This window comes from Marinomonas sp. TW1, assembly GCF_001625355.1.
Taxonomy (GTDB): domain Bacteria; phylum Pseudomonadota; class Gammaproteobacteria; order Pseudomonadales; family Marinomonadaceae; genus Marinomonas.
On sequence record NZ_JSEE01000007.1, the window covers coordinates 158,280 to 176,604 of the forward strand.

The 18,325-nt window shown below is 44.8% G+C and carries 16 protein-coding genes and 1 pseudogene; 9 read left to right on the forward strand and 8 right to left on the reverse strand.

From position 1 onward, the window contains the following. Entirely contained in the window at window positions 1-261 is a 261-nt protein-coding gene (locus tag OA79_RS08205; protein WP_063332737.1) for a DUF4212 domain-containing protein, read from the reverse strand. A 153-nt stretch (window positions 262-414) separates the two neighbouring features. Here OA79_RS08205 and OA79_RS18350 point away from each other — a divergent pair. From OA79_RS18350 to OA79_RS08220, 4 genes and pseudogenes are all read left to right on the forward strand, one after another. Continuing rightward, window positions 415-606, forward strand: a pseudogene (locus OA79_RS18350) (DUF6500 family protein); the annotation flags it as partial. Window positions 607-612: 6 nt separating this feature from the next. Beyond that, window positions 613-1,065, forward strand: coding sequence for a VOC family protein (locus tag OA79_RS08210; RefSeq protein WP_063332788.1), 453 nt, complete (start codon window positions 613-615; stop codon window positions 1,063-1,065). Next, window positions 1,047-1,469: a GNAT family N-acetyltransferase gene (locus tag OA79_RS08215; protein WP_231908834.1), complete on the forward strand. Its 423-nt coding sequence runs from the start codon at window positions 1,047-1,049 to the stop codon at window positions 1,467-1,469. Before OA79_RS08210 ends, OA79_RS08215 begins: the two co-directional genes overlap by 19 nt. Before the next feature lie 13 nt (window positions 1,470-1,482). Beyond that, complete coding sequence (locus OA79_RS08220; protein ID WP_063332738.1) at window positions 1,483-1,938, forward strand: MOSC domain-containing protein; 456 nt, start codon at window positions 1,483-1,485, stop codon at window positions 1,936-1,938. 25 nt (window positions 1,939-1,963) lie between these two features. Here the strand turns inward: OA79_RS08220 and OA79_RS08225 are convergent, their stop codons facing one another. The 3 genes from OA79_RS08225 to OA79_RS08235 all read right to left on the reverse strand — a co-directional run bounded on the left by OA79_RS08225 (window position 1,964) and on the right by OA79_RS08235 (window position 4,587). Continuing rightward, window positions 1,964-3,688, reverse strand: a complete 1,725-nt coding sequence (locus OA79_RS08225) for an aminotransferase class V-fold PLP-dependent enzyme (RefSeq protein ID WP_082825422.1) — start codon at window positions 3,686-3,688, stop codon at window positions 1,964-1,966. Between the two features lie 55 nt (window positions 3,689-3,743). After that, the gene (locus tag OA79_RS08230; RefSeq protein ID WP_063332739.1) at window positions 3,744-4,217 is read right to left on the reverse strand and encodes an Lrp/AsnC family transcriptional regulator; all 474 of its coding nucleotides are present in this window, start codon (window positions 4,215-4,217) and stop codon (window positions 3,744-3,746) included. Window positions 4,218-4,380: 163 nt separating this feature from the next. Then, window positions 4,381-4,587 carry a hypothetical protein gene (locus OA79_RS08235; protein WP_063332740.1) on the reverse strand — a complete coding sequence of 69 codons (207 nt, stop codon included), beginning with the start codon at window positions 4,585-4,587 and terminating at the stop codon, window positions 4,381-4,383. Between the two features lie 122 nt (window positions 4,588-4,709). On the opposite strand from OA79_RS08235, the gene OA79_RS08240 reads away from it, so the two are divergent. Beyond that, window positions 4,710-6,602 carry a methyl-accepting chemotaxis protein gene (locus OA79_RS08240; RefSeq protein ID WP_063332741.1) on the forward strand — a complete coding sequence of 631 codons (1,893 nt, stop codon included), beginning with the start codon at window positions 4,710-4,712 and terminating at the stop codon, window positions 6,600-6,602. Window positions 6,603-6,703: 101 nt separating this feature from the next. Here the strand turns inward: OA79_RS08240 and OA79_RS08245 are convergent, their stop codons facing one another. The 3 genes from OA79_RS08245 to OA79_RS08255 are packed head-to-tail and all read right to left on the reverse strand — an operon-like array spanning window position 6,704 to window position 12,518. Beyond that, on the reverse strand, window positions 6,704-9,889 hold the full coding sequence (locus OA79_RS08245; RefSeq protein WP_063332742.1) for an efflux RND transporter permease subunit: 3,186 nt from the start codon (window positions 9,887-9,889) through the stop codon (window positions 6,704-6,706). After that, window positions 9,886-11,145, reverse strand: a complete 1,260-nt coding sequence (locus OA79_RS08250) for an efflux RND transporter periplasmic adaptor subunit (RefSeq protein ID WP_063332743.1) — start codon at window positions 11,143-11,145, stop codon at window positions 9,886-9,888. Before OA79_RS08250 ends, OA79_RS08245 begins: the two co-directional genes overlap by 4 nt. Beyond that, window positions 11,142-12,518 (reverse strand): TolC family protein, encoded by a 1,377-nt coding sequence (locus OA79_RS08255; protein ID WP_063332744.1) that lies wholly within the window; start codon window positions 12,516-12,518, stop codon window positions 11,142-11,144. The genes OA79_RS08250 and OA79_RS08255 overlap by 4 nt, the downstream gene beginning before the upstream one ends. A gap of 327 nt (window positions 12,519-12,845) precedes the next feature. Between OA79_RS08255 and OA79_RS08260 the strand changes: the two genes are divergently transcribed. Further along, window positions 12,846-13,997 carry a porin gene (locus tag OA79_RS08260; protein WP_063332745.1) on the forward strand — a complete coding sequence of 384 codons (1,152 nt, stop codon included), beginning with the start codon at window positions 12,846-12,848 and terminating at the stop codon, window positions 13,995-13,997. A gap of 57 nt (window positions 13,998-14,054) precedes the next feature. On the opposite strand, the gene OA79_RS08265 is transcribed toward OA79_RS08260, so the two are convergent. Further along, window positions 14,055-14,969 (reverse strand): LysR family transcriptional regulator, encoded by a 915-nt coding sequence (locus OA79_RS08265; RefSeq protein ID WP_063332746.1) that lies wholly within the window; start codon window positions 14,967-14,969, stop codon window positions 14,055-14,057. A 269-nt stretch (window positions 14,970-15,238) separates the two neighbouring features. On the opposite strand from OA79_RS08265, the gene OA79_RS08270 reads away from it, so the two are divergent. From OA79_RS08270 to OA79_RS08280, 3 genes are read left to right on the forward strand one after another with little or no spacing between them, the layout of a single operon-like run. Further along, complete coding sequence (locus OA79_RS08270) at window positions 15,239-16,462, forward strand: MFS transporter (protein ID WP_063332747.1); 1,224 nt, start codon at window positions 15,239-15,241, stop codon at window positions 16,460-16,462. 29 nt (window positions 16,463-16,491) lie between these two features. Then, window positions 16,492-17,475: a fumarylacetoacetate hydrolase family protein gene (locus OA79_RS08275; RefSeq protein WP_063332748.1), complete on the forward strand. Its 984-nt coding sequence runs from the start codon at window positions 16,492-16,494 to the stop codon at window positions 17,473-17,475. A 2-nt stretch (window positions 17,476-17,477) separates the two neighbouring features. Then, a complete protein-coding gene (locus tag OA79_RS08280) occupies window positions 17,478-18,281 on the forward strand; it encodes a cyclase family protein (RefSeq protein ID WP_231908835.1) in 804 nt (267 codons plus the stop codon). The last annotated feature ends 44 nt before the right edge of the window (window positions 18,282-18,325 follow it).

Consider the following 18,325-nt stretch of genomic DNA (forward strand, 5'->3'; position numbering starts at 1 on the left):
TTACTCCTGAAGGCCAAATTCTTCGTCTAGCTTATTCATTTTCCAGGCATAGAAAAAAGTCAAAGCAATGAAAACGAGGATGGAACCTTGCTGGGCAAACCAGAAACCTAAGTCTGTTCCTCCGATATGAATCCCAGAGAGCATGGGACGTAGTAGGATGGCACAACCATAAGAGGCAAGGGCCCAAATCACCAGACTTCCGAGGATGAGCCGGAGGTTGGCTTGCCAATACTTTTCTGCATTAATGCTATGATCTGACACGGTAGATCTCCTTATAATTATTTTTATTACGCATCTCTAATCTAGCAGGGGCGAATTGAATAAGAAGTCAGACTTTAATCGCATAGAGAGTATTTATGAAACTTATGGCTGCAAGCATCAAGCAGTGAAAAGATTAAAAAAGGTAGTAAAGACATGAATTTAGAGACTAGGCAAAAGATTCTTTCAGTTTGCCAAGAAAAAATACGACAAAAAGGCGAAAAGGTTCAGGTGTCATTTTATGCTTTTTTTGCCAATAAAAACGACCAACCAGACACTTTAATGTCCGTGGCGCGTTGGTGGATTGAAAAACATCAGCTTAATCACTTTGAGAAAGCGACTAAGATCTATGCCATGATTAAGGCCTATGATGACAAAGGTGTTGAATCCTCTCTAAAAGGCTTTAATCATCTAACACTGGCCGTGAATGATCTTACCCGCTCACTTGAATTCTATGGGAATCAGTTGGGATTTACCGCTGAGGTTCGTTGGGCAAATGGCGCTTATTTATCTTATGGTGAGGCTTGGCTTTGCTTATCCTTGTGTTTGGATAAAAAAGAAGGGATGAGTGAGCAGTATACCCATTACGCTTTCAATATTGATGCCGCTGCCTTAGCGGTGTTGCGTGATGATCCAACACTGGATATTTGGCAGACAAACCAAAGTGAAGGGGATTCATTGTATGTAAGAGACCCTGATGGTCATCAATTGGAATTCCACCTTGGCTCCTTGTCATCGCGTTTGGCCTCGTTAAAGGAGATGCCCTATCAGGATTTGGAGTGGTTATCGTGTCACAAGAACTTTTGACCATTCGAAAAATGGATGCCGAGATGACCTTACCCTTGCGTCAGCAAGTACTATGGCCAGATAAAACCTTAGAGGAATGCCGTGTCGAAGACGATGATTTGGGTGAGCACTATGGCGTTTACCAACAAGGTATCTTGGTCTGTGTGGCGTCCATTTTTATTCAGCAAGATGTCGCAAGGTTAAGAAAATTCGCCACCTTAGCTGCCTATCAAAGACAGGGCATAGGACAGTTTGTGTTAAGTCGTATTATTGAGGATCTTCAAGCTGCAGGGGTTAAGGTCTTTTGGTGTGATGCGAGAGAAAGTGCCGGCACTTTATATCAACGTTTTGGTATGACGGCTTCGGGGGAGCGCTTCTATAAAGGAGACATTCCTTATCGTCGAATGTCTGTGTCGTTTAAATAAAGGAAAGTTTCATATGATCCAAGCTATTTTTGTGGCAAAAAAAGCCAAGCAAGCGCAAATGGCGATTGAGGCGGTTAAGGTCGATGCAGGAAAGGGCATTGTTGGAGACCGTTATTATGGTAAAAAAGGCAATGACGGCCCCAATATCACTTTTGTTGCACAGGAAGAAATTCACGCTTTTAATCAACACTTTGAACAACACATTACGCTATCCGATACGCGTCGCAATGTGGTGACCCATGGCGTCAGTTTGAATGACTTAGTTGGTAAACGCTTCCGTATTGGCGACGCGGAATTTTATGGTGTGGAGTTGTGCGAGCCTTGTTCTTTGTTAGGACGCAGATTAGCGAACGACAACATCAGTGCCGCGCAAGTGGTTAAAGCTTGGCTGCACAAAGGTGGTTTACGGGCCGATGTCATTCGCTCAGGCGTATTGCGTGTGGGTACGCCAGTGGAACTTTTGGACTAAGTCTTTGTCCCTGGTTTCGATTACTTTAAGCCGGTAGGTCTGTGACCAACACAAAATCTCGCAATGACTCATAGGCGGGATTAAACGGTTGTGCTTGCCAAGTATAGTCCGATTGGCTTGGGTTCTTTAGTGTCTTGGCTAACTGTTTTGCTTGTGCCAAATAGGACTCATAAGCCTCACCTTGAGACTGCGGCGTTTCCTTTTGAGTCGATTGCTCTGTGTTCGCATTATCTAACTGAAAGAGATCATCCAACCCCATAGGGGCATGCCTTTGGTTTTGAAAACGCCACAAATCTTTATGCTGATCATAGGCATAAAAAGGTAAAAAGGTGAGTCCTTGTTGGCTAATAAAGTCGATGGCCTGAAGAATAAAGTCGGCTTCTTGTTGATTGATAAAATAGTTCAAATTAAAGCGAACCCAGCCAGGCTTTAATAGCTTTTCGCCCGCCTTCAACGCCTGTTGAATCTGTTCGGATTTTGACTTGTCAATATTTAATAAGGCATGTCCATAGGGCCCTGCACATGAGCATCCGCCTCGTACCTGAATACCAAAGAGGTCATTCAATAATGCTGTGACAAAACCATGATGCAGATAACCAAGTGGCGTCTTGATGCGAAACGCGGTAATGGATAGGCACTTAGCAGAAGGATGGCCTAAACGCTCAATCAAAAGGTTGTTCTGCCAGTGTTGATGGATAAGCTCAACGAACTTGTGTTCTTGTTGTTGAATGAGATCGTCACCGACCAAGGATTTGAGTTTGAAGACCAATCCAGCACGGATGGACTCTAAAATAGCCGGGGTACCACCTTCTTCACGACGTTCACCAATCGGCAAAAAAGTATGATCTTTGGGGGTGACGAAAGACACAGTGCCACCACCAATATGGCTAGGTTGAGAATTTTTAATGACGGCTTTTTTGACAACTAAAATGCCAGGTGTGCCTGGGCCGCCAATAAACTTATGTGGCGAAAAGAAAAGGGCGTCTTTATGCTGGTGTTTAGATTGCGCCGGATTCATATCGATCTTCACATAGGGCGCGGCGGCGGCAAAATCCCAAAAGGAGAGTGCGTTATAGGCATGTAATACGCTGGTAATGGCATCTTGATCCGACATTATGCCGGTGACGTTTGAGGCCGCGCTGAAACTGCCAATAAGGCGCTTACCTTGGTGCTGCTGCAATTGGTTTTCTAAGTCCTGCAAACTCACGCCACCTTGTTTGTCTTCCTTGATGCGAATCACAGCAATACCCAGTTCGCGCCAAGGCAGCTCATTGGAATGATGTTCATAGGGACCAATAAAAATTCGTATTTGTGCTTTTTCGGTGGCGTCTAACTGTCTCAAGCCAAGCTGAGAAATCAGTGAGTTAATGGCGCTGGTGGCGCCACTGCCGCAGAAAATGACCAGATCCTCTGCTGAGGCATTCACTGCCTGACGAATTTCTGCTCGTGCTTGTTCTCGAAATGTCGTGGTCTGCATACCGGTAGCGTTGGCTTCGGTGTGGGTATTGGCGTAAAAAGGCATGGCCTTTTGTACGGCCTGCTCGATGAAATCCAAACTACGACCTGATGCTGTGTAGTCTGCGTAAGTGAGTTTGCGTTCACCGAAAGGCGTCATTATGTTTTGTTGAGCGCCAATTATGCTCTGTCGAATTTTTGCTAACAAAGGCAAAGGCGCTGGATCTAAAGGGGCTGTTGGTGTGTTGCAAGCTTCAGCAGCATGACTGACATTAGGTAAGTCTACCAATGACATATAAAGGTCCTTAGCCCTGGTTGACAGACTCGACCTCTGCTCTTGGTCAGCTAATTCAGCTGTCTTTGGGCTTAGGTAAAGGCAACTCCGTGGTCCATTTAATTTGTTCCATAGCGAAGTTGGAAGTGACGTCTGTTAATGCAGTGGCACTGATTAAGTGTTTATAAAATTGGTCATAGGCTGGAATGTCTTTTACCAAAACGCGCAGTAAATAATCGTATTCCCCCGCCATGCGATAAAATTCCACGACTTCTGGAAACTGTGAAACCACTTGGGCAAATTCGGTGGCCCAATTGGCGTCATGTTGATTGGTTTTTACTTGAACAAAAACCGACACGCCCAGTTCCAATTTTTCAGCGTCCAGCAAGGCCACGTGACGTTTGATGTAGCCTGATTTTTCTAAACGTTGAATACGTCGCCAACAAGGGGTTTTGGATAAGCCTACTTGTTGCGCCATGGATTCTGTCGAAATACTATCATTACTTTGTATTAAAGCAAGAAGTTGCAAGTCTATGCTATCTAAGTGCATTTTGTACTCAATATTTACATATAAAAGAAATAATATTTCTTTAGGGTAATGGTTTTATACATTTAAGCAACAACATTTCTCATCTTTGGGTGTTTATGGAATATCAATCCAAAATGACGCTGAAAAAAGTTTTTTAAATATCACTTTTATTAAATGAATGGCCTTATTCTGAGTAACCTGTTCGTTCTTTTTGGTAGTCCTCAAACGACTGACTATAATTTGCTAAGCAGTCATCTTGTTGTTGACCACGATATTCACGGCAAGCCGAGGCATGATTATATTGAAAGGCTTCATAAGCCCCTTTTGTTGTGCAAGATGTTTGTATGGCGACTAAAATAATGCTGATGGATGTGAAAATACGTTTTTTCATATTTATTCTCGGTCAATCGGATGGATAAATAACTTTATATTAGTTTACAGTTTGTTCGTTTAGTTTAATAATTAACCAAATAGTCAAGATTAAAACTCACTAACCAAAAAGGATTCAATTCGGTGTCACTAAAACTTCGACTCATCTATGCCTTTGTCGCTGTGGTACTGATCAGTACCATTACCATGGGCTTGTTAAGCTTTTATCAAGCTCGTTCCGTCATGTTGGAGCGTACTACCGGTACAGAACTTCCAGCGCAAATCAAACAAATTAAAAGTGAGGTTGAAAACCAAATTGAAAACCTTGCTGCCACTGCTCAAACTCTGGCCAACAACCCGTTAATCATTGATTGGGCGGAGAACGGTTTTGATCCTAAAGGGGAAGAAAAACTCATTGAGCTATTGGGCAACATTAAAAATCAGCTTGGTTTGGATACGGCTTCTTGGGCGGATCGTGAAACGGCTAAATATTGGAACCAAGATGGCTTTTTACGAACGCTACTGCCAGAGCGCGATACTTGGTTCTTTGATTTTACTAAATCAACAGATGACCGCAATGTCAGTGTCTATCGTAGCCAGACTTCTGGTGAGGTGAAGCTGTTTGTGAACTACCAAAATACTAATGGCCGTGGTTTAGCGGGTTTTGGTATGAACTTAGACAAAATGACGGCTTATTTAAACAGCTTTACCTTTAATGGTAGTGGCTTTGTTTATCTAATATCCGGTGATGGTACGTTGAAAGTTCACCGTGATGAGTCTCTTTTGGAGAACACCAAAGTCACCGATTTATATGGCGATGACGTCGGTAAGACATTATTGAAGCGCGATGGCTTGAACATCGTTATGTCTGATGATGCCGTATTGGCCAGCGAATACATTCCGGCTATGGGTTGGACTTTAGTTGCTGAAATTCCAAATAAAGCCGTGTTTGGTGGCGTGACTACCATGGGACACGCCTTGCTTATTATGGGCATCATTTTAAGTGTGATCACTGTTTTTGCCGCTTTGTTTGTAGGCACTAAGTTAGTTAAGCAACTGCAAGTTGTGGCAAATAACTTAACCGAAATCGGTGAGGGTGACGGTGACCTAAAACACAGATTAAGCGATCAAGGTCCGGCGGAATTAGCCAATATTGGTTCTGGTTTCAATAAATTTGTTAGCATCATTCACAACATGGTGAAACAAGTGAGCCAAACGAGCGCTCAGCTTAATAATGCCTCAGAGCAAATGTTAAGTTCGGCCAACACCATGCAATCTGATGCCAAAGAGCAAAGTGAACGAACCTCTATGGTCGCCTCTGCAATTCATGAAGTGGAAGCTTCGGTGCGTGAAGTATCAGGTAATGCTGCGCAAGCGGCGGAAAGTGCTAACCAAGTTGAACATGAAGTGACATCTGGTCTAAATGTGGTGTCATCAGCCAAAGCAACCGTCGAAAATCTAGCCACAGAAAGCCAGAAAACCGCTCAGGTCATTGAAGAATTGGCGAAAAACTCTGACCAAATTGGCAGCATTCTAGAGGTTATTCGCAACATCTCTGAACAAACTAACCTATTGGCATTGAATGCGGCGATTGAGTCGGCACGAGCCGGTGAGGCGGGTCGAGGTTTTGCTGTAGTAGCAGATGAAGTACGTAATTTGGCGAAACGTACGGCGCAATCGACGGATGAAATTCAGGAGATGATTGATCAGTTGCAAGCAGAATCTCGCAAAGCGTTAGCGGCATCACAAGCGGGACAGCAAATTGCTGGTGAAGGGGTTGAGTCGATGCAAGAAGCACAAACTTCATTAAACAGCATTGCAGAGCAAGTGAAAACCATGAATGCCATTAACCAGCAAGTAGCCACATCGACGGAGCAGCAATTACTGGCGATTGAAGATGTGGCGAGTCATGTGACGGGGATTCAGAATTCGGTTGAAACCAGTGTGACGACAGCAAATGATGTGTCAGACAATAGCCGTGCTCTGCGTGAATTGTCGAGCAGTCTAGACGAATTAGTGGCACGTTTTAAAGTCTAACTCTAGCACCTTTCTTGATACCACTAAAAACCCCCGATGCTGTTATCAGCATCGGGGTTTTGTTTATCTGTTCCGCTGTTTTAGGACGAACCGGAAAGAGGTTACAACGAAACGGGGGCATCCGACTTTGGCTTGATTCTGCCTTTGATACGCTTGATCACGTTTTCCACATCTTCTTTGATCATCAAGAGGATAGGCATCAATACCAAGGTGATCAAGGTCGCAAACATGATACCGTATCCGAGGGAAACGGCGGCCGGAATCAAAGCCTGGGCCTGACGTGATGTTTCATACAAAATGGGGGCTAAACCTGCGAAAGTAGTAAACGAGGTTAATAACACGGCGCGCAAACGACTTTGGCAAGCCATGATAATAGCGCGGCGAATGTGAATCGTCTCTCGGCGTAAATCATTGTAACGGGAGACCAACAGTAGGCTGTCATTTACCACGACGCCACTTAACGCCAAAATGCCGTTTAATGAAAAGATACTCAAGGCAAGTCCATTCATCCAATGGCCTAATAAAGAGCCGATGATACCAAATGGAATGGCCATCATAATAATGATTGGTTGGCTATAGGATTTCAAAGGAATGGCCAACAAAGCATAGATAATCAACAACGCCAACATAAACATTTGAAACAAAGAGGATTGTGTTTCCGCTTGTTCTTCCGCTTCTCCCGAGAAGCTAAAATCCACTTCTGAAAATTGTTTTTTGATGTTCGGCATGGCCGATTGCTGTAATAATTCCACCACTTCGGTAGAAGACATGATGTCTTTGTCTACTTCCGCTGACAGGTAGTAAGAGCGTTTACCATCAATACGAATGATCTCAGTTTGCACCTCAATCTGTCCCAATTTGGCCACTGTGTCTAGGGGTACACGTGAACCATTGTCGAGTGTAATCTTAGTGTTCATGATGGCTGCCGGTGACTCTTGCTGCGCTTCTGGGTAGCCAATCCGCACTTCCATTTCGTCATTGTCTCTTTGATATGTCTGTACTTCTGTACCATCAAAGTTACTGGCGACTTGGCTCGCCAATTCGGACGTGGTCAACCCCAGTAAACGACCTTGCTCACTCAAGCTGAGTTCTAAGCGTGATTCAGGTGGCGTATCGTATTTTTCAATGCCTGTCACAGCGGGTACTTGGTTTAACGCGTCGACGAGCGTGCTCAATGCTTCATCAAGGGTGGTGGCATTGGAACTGGCGAGTTCTACGTTCAAGGCGTCCACCGCGCCGTCTTGGCCATTACGAATGCGTAAGCTTTTTATGCCTTCTGGCGTGCCCGCTAAACGTTGCCATTCGGTTGAAAACTGAGTCAATGAATAGGGCGCACCATTCACCAATTCGACGCGGAAGCTGCCGGATTGATCACTGGAGGTATAGGTTTCAATGTTTTTTAAATAGCTGTTGGGTAAATCCGTTTGATCGGGCTGTTTGGCATTCACTGCTTTGGTAAGATTTTTGTCCGCTTGATAGGCTTTTTGCTCTATCTCAATCAAGGCTTTTTCGGTTTGACCATAGCTGGCATCGCTTAACATGGTTAATGATGCTCGTACGGTATCGCCCGGAATACGAGGGAAAAAGCTGGTGCGAATCTCACCGGTGAGCGGCATAGAAATCACCAAAGCAAACATGCTGATGAAGACCAAGCTCATGGCATAGCGATGGCTCAGGCAAAACTCAATGGCTGGTTTATACATTCGATGACTGAAAAACTGCAGACCGTCATCAGCGCCTTTTTGCACCATCCCCCAAACTTTCGCAAGCCAATTTTTCGCCGGCGCTTTGTGGGTATTTAGATGTGATAGGTGAGCAGGCAAAATGATTTTGGATTCAATAATAGAAAGCACCAAACAAATGGCCACCACTTGAGCAAATTGAGAATAAATTTTCCCCAAACGACCATCAATGTTGGACAAAGCCCAGAAAGCCGCCACTGTGGTAAAGACACCAAATAAGGTCGGCACGGCGACTTCCATGGTGCCCTTGATGGTGTTGTTGAGGGTGTCGCCGTCTCGCGCTCGTACCGAATAGATGTTTTCGCCCACGACAACCGCATCATCTACGACGATGCCTAAGGCCAGAATAAAGCCAAAGGTGGTGATCATGTTTAAGGTTAAATCGACCTGACTGGTGCCCATTAAAAACAAGGTGCCAAAGAAGATAAATGGCAAGCCGGCCGCCACCCAAAAAGCGACGGTGATATTGAGGAATATGGCAAGCAGTACAAACACCAAAATCACACCCGTTAAGGCGTTTTTCACCATGAGTTCCAGACGTTGGTTAATGGATTCACTGCGGTCATTCCAGGTGGTTAATTCCACTTTATAAGGCAGTTTTCCAGATGCCTGCCAGTCTTCAACACGCTTTTTAGTCGCCTCCACCGTGTTAATGATGTCATCCTTGCCGATGGTATTCACTCGTAGTGATAAGCTGTTTTGTTGATTGAAGCGCGACAAGACAAAGTCGTCTTCATCGTACGCATCTTGGACAGTGGCGATGTCGCTGAGTGTCAGTTCGGCACCACTTGCGTTGGTTTTGATCGGAATACGAGCAAACTCTTGCTTGAAATAGGCTTGTTCTGAGGTACTGACTTTGAGGTATAAGTCTTCATTGCTGAGTGTTGCGACGGATGCACTGGCAGATTCAGCGTTTATTGCGGTGCTGATATCCGCTAAGGTCAGATTGTAGGCTTCTAGCTGATTTTTATCGACCTTAATTAGCATACTGGGATCACGCCAGCCAGAAATGGAAACCGAGTTGATTTCTTTATCCAGTAACAGGTCAGTTTTTAAATCATAAGCGGCTTTTTGCAAGGTTCGACGGTCCGTATCGCCAAACAGCTGAATGATAATAGCCAATTCAGAGCGGGTATCTTTGGTGATCACAGCAGGATCGGCGTCACTCGGGAAGGAGGAGATCTCGTCGACCTTGTCTTTAATGTTGTTAAAGATTTCATCTAGGTCATAACCATCTTTGATCTCAACACTGACGGAACCGCGACTGCTGGTCGACGTTGACATGACATTGTCGATGCCTTCTAAACCTTCCAGCTGTTGTTCGATCAAAATGGTGACACTTTCTTCGGTCGCTTTGGCCGAGCCACTGTCATAACTGACATCAATGTCGATACCATTTGGCGGTAGGGTCGGGAAGCTTTTTTTACTTAACGAACCTATGTTAATTACCCCCAGCGTAATGATAAAAATCATCAGTAAGTTGGCGGCCACAGGGTTCCCTGCAAACCAAGCTATGATGCCTCTTTGTTGATCATTTGGACTCATTTTTCAGTTTGCTCCATGGCGTCAACTAGGGTGCCTTTTTGATAACTGTTGTAGGGTTTAATTAGTACTGAGTAGGGTTTGTCTCGCATCGTATCTGGCACCAGAATGTAGGTGTACTGAGCATCAACGAATAAAGGGGTTGTAGGGAAATAATCGAGGCGGTTTTCTGCGTTTATAAACCAAATATCGCCCCGCTGACTCAAGGCTGAATTGGGTAATTTCCAAAGGTTTTGTAGCGTTTTACCTTGTAGTTCAACGGTGACAAACGCGCCTGGTAATAATGGTGTGCTTTGATCCAAGGGGGATTCTACTGCCAAGGTTAGACTACGCATACGAGTTGAGGTGTCTATGTGTTGACCGACACTGATGACCTTGCCTGACCAGCTTGCTTGACTGTCAATACTGTTGACGGTGACGGGCCAATTACCCGCAAGTAGCGTGTCTGCGTCAGGCAATTTTGCCCAATCTGAGTTAGCCAGTTCCAATGTGATTTCTACACGGTCAGTACTGTATAAGGTGGCAATGTCACTGCTGGAGCTCAAATAAGAGCCAGGTGAAATATTGCGTGCTGTGACTAACGCATTAAATGGGGCCACCACTTTGGTGTTTTTTAAGTTATCTCTGGCTTCCATGAGGGCGGCTTTAGCTGAATTAACTTCGGCTTTGGCTTCGGCTAGCTGTGGAATACGCCATGTTAGATCGGAATCGGGTTGGTCGGTAAAGCCTGCCGCTTGCCATTCCGCTTTGGCTTGATCGCCTTGTCGAACTTCTTCTTTCAACGCGAGCTCTGCACTGGCTAAGGTTTTTTCAGCACTGGCGACGGCACTGTTTAATTCGCGATTACGTAAAACGGTTAACACGTCTCCTTGTTTAACGCGTTTTCCTGCTTCCAGTTGTGGCGAGATTTCAATTACTTCTCCGCTTACTTGACTCGTGAGTGTAAGAGAGTAGCGCGGTGCGGTCACGGCAGAACCTTGAATAATGGGGGAGTATTCGCCCGCTTGAACCTTAATGACGGACACTTTCACCGCCGTTTCGCCATCGGCTTCTGCTTGAACGCGGCGATTCGATGTCTCAGCTCGTGGACCTTGACCTGGCGCGCCTCTTGCTCGATCTGGACCCCCTCGGCCTGATTGGTCATGGCCTCTTTGCCCTACAAATTTGTCGGTATTTAATTTGCTGTCAATGTAAAAGTAACTGGCAACCGCCAAAACAATTGATAATGCTAGTATGATCCAGCGTGAATAATGCTTCATTCTGGTTTTACTCCAAGTCCTAATGCCAGCCCTAAGGTAATTCGGTTTGCTAAATGTTCGTAGATCAGTTCGTCAAGTTGTGCTTCAAGATCAAACATGGTGGTTTGTGCGGAAATAAGATCACTCAGTTCCACTAAACCATTGCGATATTTGGTTTCATATTGGGTTAAATTGCTGCGCGAACTTTGCAGCGCATTGCGGATATGGGTTAAGCGTTGTTGTAATACTTTTTCTTGGCCCAATGCATCTTCGACTTCGTTCACCGCGGTTAATAATGTATCTCGGTAGCCTTGAAAGGCTTGTGCCGTTTGCAGTTTGGCCACTTCTGCAGCCGCTTTTAATTGACCTCCTTGATACAGAGGTTGTGTTAACTGCGCTGCCAAGCTCCAAATGGGGGAGGTAAATAAGGCCATTCTAGGAGATTCTGCCGCATCAGAAAGGGCCGCGCTCAAGCTGATGGAAGGCAGCATATCTTTGTAAGCCACTTGAGTATTTAAATCAGCGGCTTCTATGGTCAAATAAGCGGATTTTAAATCCGGGCGGCGTTGTAGGTTTTGCTCGGGTAAACCGGATAAGGAATAGCTGACTTCTGGATACGCTTGTTGGGGGGATAAAATCAGTGGCGTGTTACGTCCTAACAAGGTTTGTAATTCACGTTTTTGAATTTCCAAATTTTCTCGATATTGCGCCAGGGAGGCACGAGATTGTGACGTTGAAGTGCGTGCTTCGTCTAACGCTTCTAAATTGTCTAAGCCACTTTTAAAGCGCTTAACGATCAGTTGTTCGTTGGCTTCTAACAAGTTTAAGCGTTTCGTTTCTATTTCAATGGCATGCTGTTTGGCGGTCAAAGAGAGCCATGTCTTCATGACACTCGCCACGAGTGTGTCTTGACTGGATTGGTATAAGGCTTCATCGCTTGCGAGACTCTTCGCCGAAGCCGACTCAGCATTAGCGAGTTTCTGCCATAAGTCTAATTCCCAACTGACACTGATTTTTGCAGAGTAACTGGTATCGCTGTCTTTTTCTTCATTGACACCGACGCTCGCATCCACTGAGGGTAAGTTCGCACCATGGGATTTTTTCAGTTCCCATAAACTTGCTTGCAGGGTTAGGGCCGTTTTTTGCAAACTTGGATTGGCTGCTAATGCTTCTTTAATAAGCTGATTCAGTTCGTCACTTTGAATTAAATCCGTCAGGTAGCTGATCTCACCCGCTTGATCCAAGGATTGCCATTGGTTAGCTTGGACTTCGGTTCTCTCAAATTCTTGCTGTGCAAGATCCGCGTAATTCACTCTTTCTTGTGAGCTACTACAAGCGACCAAAGCGGTGCTGATGCATAACAAAGCGGCACAACGGAACGGTTTGCTTGTCATTGAATCAATCCTGATTATTTTCTAATGCGAACTTTGGTGGCTCGTACTAGAGTAAGTTTGCTTTTAAAAGGTGTTGAGTTGCACCAGATTATTGGTTTAAAGGCATTTTCCATAAAGTATATTTTCATTTATTTACATTAAGGCTGATGCTAACCAACCTTAGATGCAAGCATCTCTTCAGTATTGGACACAATAAAACCCCATAAGTTCTTATATAAAAAAACAGATAGAAGATATCGGAATAATCGATTTTTAAAGATAAGTTTCCTTATTTATTGTTTAGCTTCAAAGCCATTTCAACAAAAATAACAATATGGAAACCAAACTATGAACAGGGTCACGCAACATTCTAATGTAAACTTTGCTTCTTTACGTATTGCTTTAAAACCTCTAGGCATATGCCTTACCTGTGCTTTGGTAACTGGCGGTGCCATGGCAGGCGAATTGTATTCATCGGACACATCTTCGTTAAGTTTTTCTGGGGTATTCAATTTAGGCGTTCAGTCCCGGCAGTTGAGTAGTCAAGACGACGCCAATGTGTCGGTGGACAGCAATATGATGAACACATCTCATATTGGTTTGTCAGGGCAGAGCAAATTGTCTGCTGGCTTAGTAGCGAAAATGGGCATATCGAGCTTTATTCAAATTGACAAAGGTGAGAGTACCAGAGGACTAACTGATGAAAGCTTCTACAGTCGCTATGCTTGGGGGGGCTTGGAAGGTTCTCTGGGTAGTATCAAAGCAGGTCGACTGACGTCATTGAGCTTTATCAATACCATTCGTTTTAACCCTTTTGGTGCATCAAGTACTTATAGCCCCAGCTTTTTACATACTTTTGTGGGCAGCCCAGCGCAGCCTATGGCAACTGGATTGGGCGGCACTGATTCGGCATGGGATAACGCCGTACAATATTCTTTGCCTAACATGTCCGGCATGAGCATCTCACTTATGGCCGCACCAGATGAGGGTGGGACGACAGGTGAACGTTACGGTGCGAGCGTTACTGTGGGTGGTTTTCCGTTTGCGGCTGTCATCTCGGTGGATGAGATAAAAGGCGCGACTTTTACGTATCCCCTTGGGTTCTCTTCTTTACCGGAAGCGACTCCGCCCTTTACAGCGAAAGATTATTCGAATACTCAATTAGGTTTATCCTATGATGTCAAAACCTATAAATTTTACGGACAAGTTAGTCAGAGTAAAGTAGAAGGCACGCGCGCCAGCGTCAGTCAAGATTTTCAGATTAATATGCTGCAAGTTGGGCTGTCCTCACCCGTGGGGCCTGGAGTGGTAAAAGCGTCTTTGGCTAACAGTACAATGGAACGAAGCTGGGCGAAGGATCTGGAGCGTACTACGATGACATTAGGGTATGACTATGCGCTCTCTAAGCAAGCGACGTGGTTTACTCGCATAATGAAAGATGAGGTAACGGATCAATCTTCTGGAACCAGTTATGGTACAGGTGTTAGTTACGCCTTTTAAAGGTGAATAGCCCGCTAGATTTCCTGTGAACTTGAGGAGGCTGTTGCCTCCTCTTTTTTATGTTGGCGACTCTATGGACAGTATTTTCTTGCACAGGCTTCTAAGCCACTGGTGTGCAGGGTCACTGTCGAGAATGCGATTCCATTGCATGTATTCTCGTAAGCTTGGAATAGGTTCTGGTGTATCAATGATCTTAATGGGGAGCGTTTTAGCATGAATGTGAGCCAGACGAGTCTGCATGACGGTGATACGGTTAGTGCCTACAACTAAGTGAGGCAAGGTATTAAAGTCACTGGTGGAGACTTCAATGCGTCTATCTTGACCGTATTTTTTCGCGAAGTCTTCTTCAAAGCTCGGTGCTCGCATCTCACCTAAATTGATGACCACATGACCTAAATTTAAATACTCTTCATTACTGAGAGTATCACCAACGATTGAATTATCCCGCCAAACGACACAGGAATAAGAATCTTCAAACAAGAGTGCTTTGGGGTGATCATTTTTCATGTAGAGATTCGGTTGAATGAGAAAATCAATGTCACCTCTCGCGATGGCTTCGTTGTATTGATTGTTATTGGGAATAATGTCGAAGGTCATGTTCGGGGCCAAGCGGTGAACATGGTTAAATAAGGGGCTGAGAAACACGGTTGTAACATAATCCGATGCCATGATTTTGAAATGCCGATTCGATTCAAGTGGGTCAAAATGTTTGTCTCCGACAATATTCGTCTTAATGTCCAACAACACGCGCTTGAGTGGTTCTTGTAGGGATACGGCTAATGGTGTGGGCAGCATTTGACGCCCCGACTGCACCAGTAATTCATCGTCAAAATAATCTCTCAATCGAGACAGCAAGCCACTGGCAGCGGATTGACTAATGTTTAGTTTTTGTGCCGCATGAGTCACATTGCGTTCGGTTAAAATGGTGTCGAGTGCCACCAATAGGTTCAGGTCTAGATGATGAAAACGCATTGAATTTCCTTTTTGTTATTAGTATTCAAAAAAATAGATGCTTGATATCGAGAAATACGATTTTTTTAATACTTAATGCTTCATTTATGATGGGATTTGCTTACCGACACAATAAAAATAAATGAGGAAAACTCAATCATGAAACGAATATATCTTCTTTTGCATTCACTTTACCCTACTGTAAATGCCTTTTCGTTGGCAATGTTTTCATTTGCTCTTTCAGCCATCAAAGCATTGAACATTTTCGGACTATCGATAGGAGAGGTGAAATGAAGGATTCTGAATTTCTACAAAATTGGCGTGTTCTGCTGGCGGCTTTCATTGGCATTTCTGTCGGGGTGAGCTCCATTTATTTCTATTCCATCGGGATTTTTATGAAACCCTTGGCGGCAGAGTTTGGTTGGACTCGAGCGGATTCCTCTCTTGGTGCATTAATCGGCACCAGTTTTGCGGCCATTATGGTGATCCCCACAGGTTGGCTAGTCGATCGCTTTGGCAGTGCTAAGGTTGCGTTAATTTCCTTAGCTCTGGTGTCCATGTCTTTTTTTGCATTGGGATATTTTACAAGCGGATTGACCAGCTATTTAGTCATTATTGCCATTATGTCGATGCTGACGGCGGGTTCTACACCGTTACCTTTTACTCGCTTAGTCATTGTGGCGTTTCAAAAAAACCGCGGCAAAGCATTGGGCGTCATTTTAACGGGGACGGGCACAGGGGCTATTTTATTGCCTGAGCTATTGGCTCCTTATGTGGCCAGTCATGGTTGGCGAGCTGGTTACTTTGTATTGGGTTGCGTAGTCGCTGCTGCCATTCCCGCTGTCTGGTTGTTGTTAATCGGTGCAAAAGACTCAGATATCACCAAAGAGGTGAAATCGGCGTCAATAGGGACTTTGTTTAACAACTGGCGCTTTTATCATTTGTGTTTGATCTTTTTGCTCACCGCATTGGCCGTGCTCGGTACAGTAGCGCATTTCTTTTCTATGTTGACGGATAGTGGTTTAACCCCACCGCAAGCGGGGGCAATTGCTTCCTTAATTGGTGTTTCTGTGATCATCGGACGACTGGTTGTTGGCTTCTTGTTAGATCGAATTTCAGCCGCCTACATTACCGCGGGATTATTTATTGTTGCCAGTGCAGGCTTCGTGATTCTTGGTCTAGGTGGCCCTGCTTACGCTAAGTTAGGCGCCATCATTACCGGCTTGGCAATCGGTGCCGAAGTGGATTTGATCGCCTTTTTAATTGGTCGCTTATTTGCGCGTCAAATTTATGGATTAGCGTACGGTCTAGTGTATGCCGTGTTTTTAGTTGGTGGCGCTGTCGGTCCGTATTTGGCTGGTCACCTCTATGATGTATCCGGTAACTATATTTCATGGTTAATGACAGCCTCTAGTCTACTGCTCTTGGCGGGGATCTTATCGTTGTTTATTCCGGTGACTGGGCCAAGAGAGTCATCAACAGACTCGATTGACGCTGAGAAATCGGCAGTTTGATTCACCTTGTTGAGGTGATGGAGGATTTCATGAAGTTTGCAACAATGAAAAATGAGCTTAAGGATGGCTGTTTGTTACTGGTTTCTCGAGATTTATCGAAAGCGTTCAGTTTGGCGGCGATGGCGCCAACCATGCAGCATTTATTAGATAACTGGCAAAGCTTGATGCCAGTGATACAACCTATGTATGACGCACTAAATAGTGGCGAATTGGAAGCGTGTTTTGAGTTTCATAGTAAACAAATGATGGCTCCTTTACCTCGCACTTATCAGTGGTGTGATGGCTCGGCCTTTTTAAACCATGGAGAACGGATACAGAAGGCTTTTTCATTACCACCACAGGATGACTTTGACACCATACCGTTAATGTACCAAGGCGCTTCCGATTGCTTTTTGGGGGCCAATGACCCAATTGAATTACCGGATGAGCGTCATGGAATTGATTTTGAAGGTGAGTTCGCGGTGGTGGTGGATGAGGTGCCGATGGGGTGCTCCGCCGAACAGGCTTTGTCACATATTCGTCTGATTATGTTGGTGAATGATGTCAGCTTACGCGGCTTTATCCAAAGAGAAATCAAAGCTGGGTTTGGTTTCCTTCAAGCGAAACCTTCTTCCAGCTTTTCTCCTGTGGCTGTAACGCCAGATGAACTGGGAGATCAGTGGTGCGATGGGCGTGTTTGTTTACCCCTGAATGTGACTTGGAACGGTCAATGGTTTGGTAATGCCAAGGGAGATGAAATGAATTTTACGTTTGGTGAATTGATCGCGCACGCCGCTCTCACTCGAAAACTCACCACAGGCACCATCATTGGTTCAGGTACTGTTTCAAACAAAGACAGCAAACGAGGCAGTTCTTGTATTGCTGAGAAAAGAGCGCTTGAAATGATCGCCACCGGGCAAGCTCAAACGGATTTCATGAAGTTTGGAGATCGTGTCCGTATGGAATCATTTAATGGTTCAGCAGAAAGTATTTTTGGCGCTATTGATCAAATTGTTATCCCAGGGGGAGAGTAACCTTGCACAATAAAGCCGTTATATTATCGCCAAAACGTTGCATGGTGGATTTGTCCGTTAGCCTTAACAATAATCCTTATACGGACCCGCCGCCGTTATTGCCTAAAATCAAATACCAAGATCATCAGCAAGCTTTACCTAGTTTGTTAGCTATGTTTCCTGGGCTAAAAGCTGAGGATTTGCCGGGCCAAGAAGGTTGGGCCGTAGAAGACATGATTTTGACGACTCACAGTGGGACTCATATGGATGCCCCTTGGCATTATGCGTCGACCACGGAGGGAGGTCATCCATCTTGGGGGATCGATGAAATGCCGCTGGATTGGTGTTTACAACACGGAGTAAAACTGGATTTTAGAGACTACCCAGATGGCTTTGTGATTGGCGCGAAGGAGGTCCAACAGGAGTTGGATCGTATTGGTTATGAGATTCAGCCCTTAGATATCGTGCTGATTAATACTCGAGCAGGTCAATTATACGGCACGCCTGACTACTTAAATGCTGGGGTCGGGATAGGGCGTGAGGGGACTTTATTCTTGTTAGAAAAAGGCGTGCGCATTGTGGGAACCGATGCGTGGAGTTGGGATGCGCCTTTTAGCCATACAGCAAAACGTTTTGCGGATGAAAAAAATCCTGCCATTGTTTGGGAAGGGCATAAAGCAGGTCGAGATATTGCCTATGGTCAAATGGAAAAACTGTCTAATTTAGAATCTTTGCCGCCTTATGGTTTTACCGTGTCATGTTTTCCATACAAGATAGAAAAAGCGTCAGCCGGTTTTGTCAGAGCGGTGGCTATTTTTGACGATTGAGCTTAGCGCTGCGCGTGTAAAGGCTATAGTTGTAAGTTTGCAAA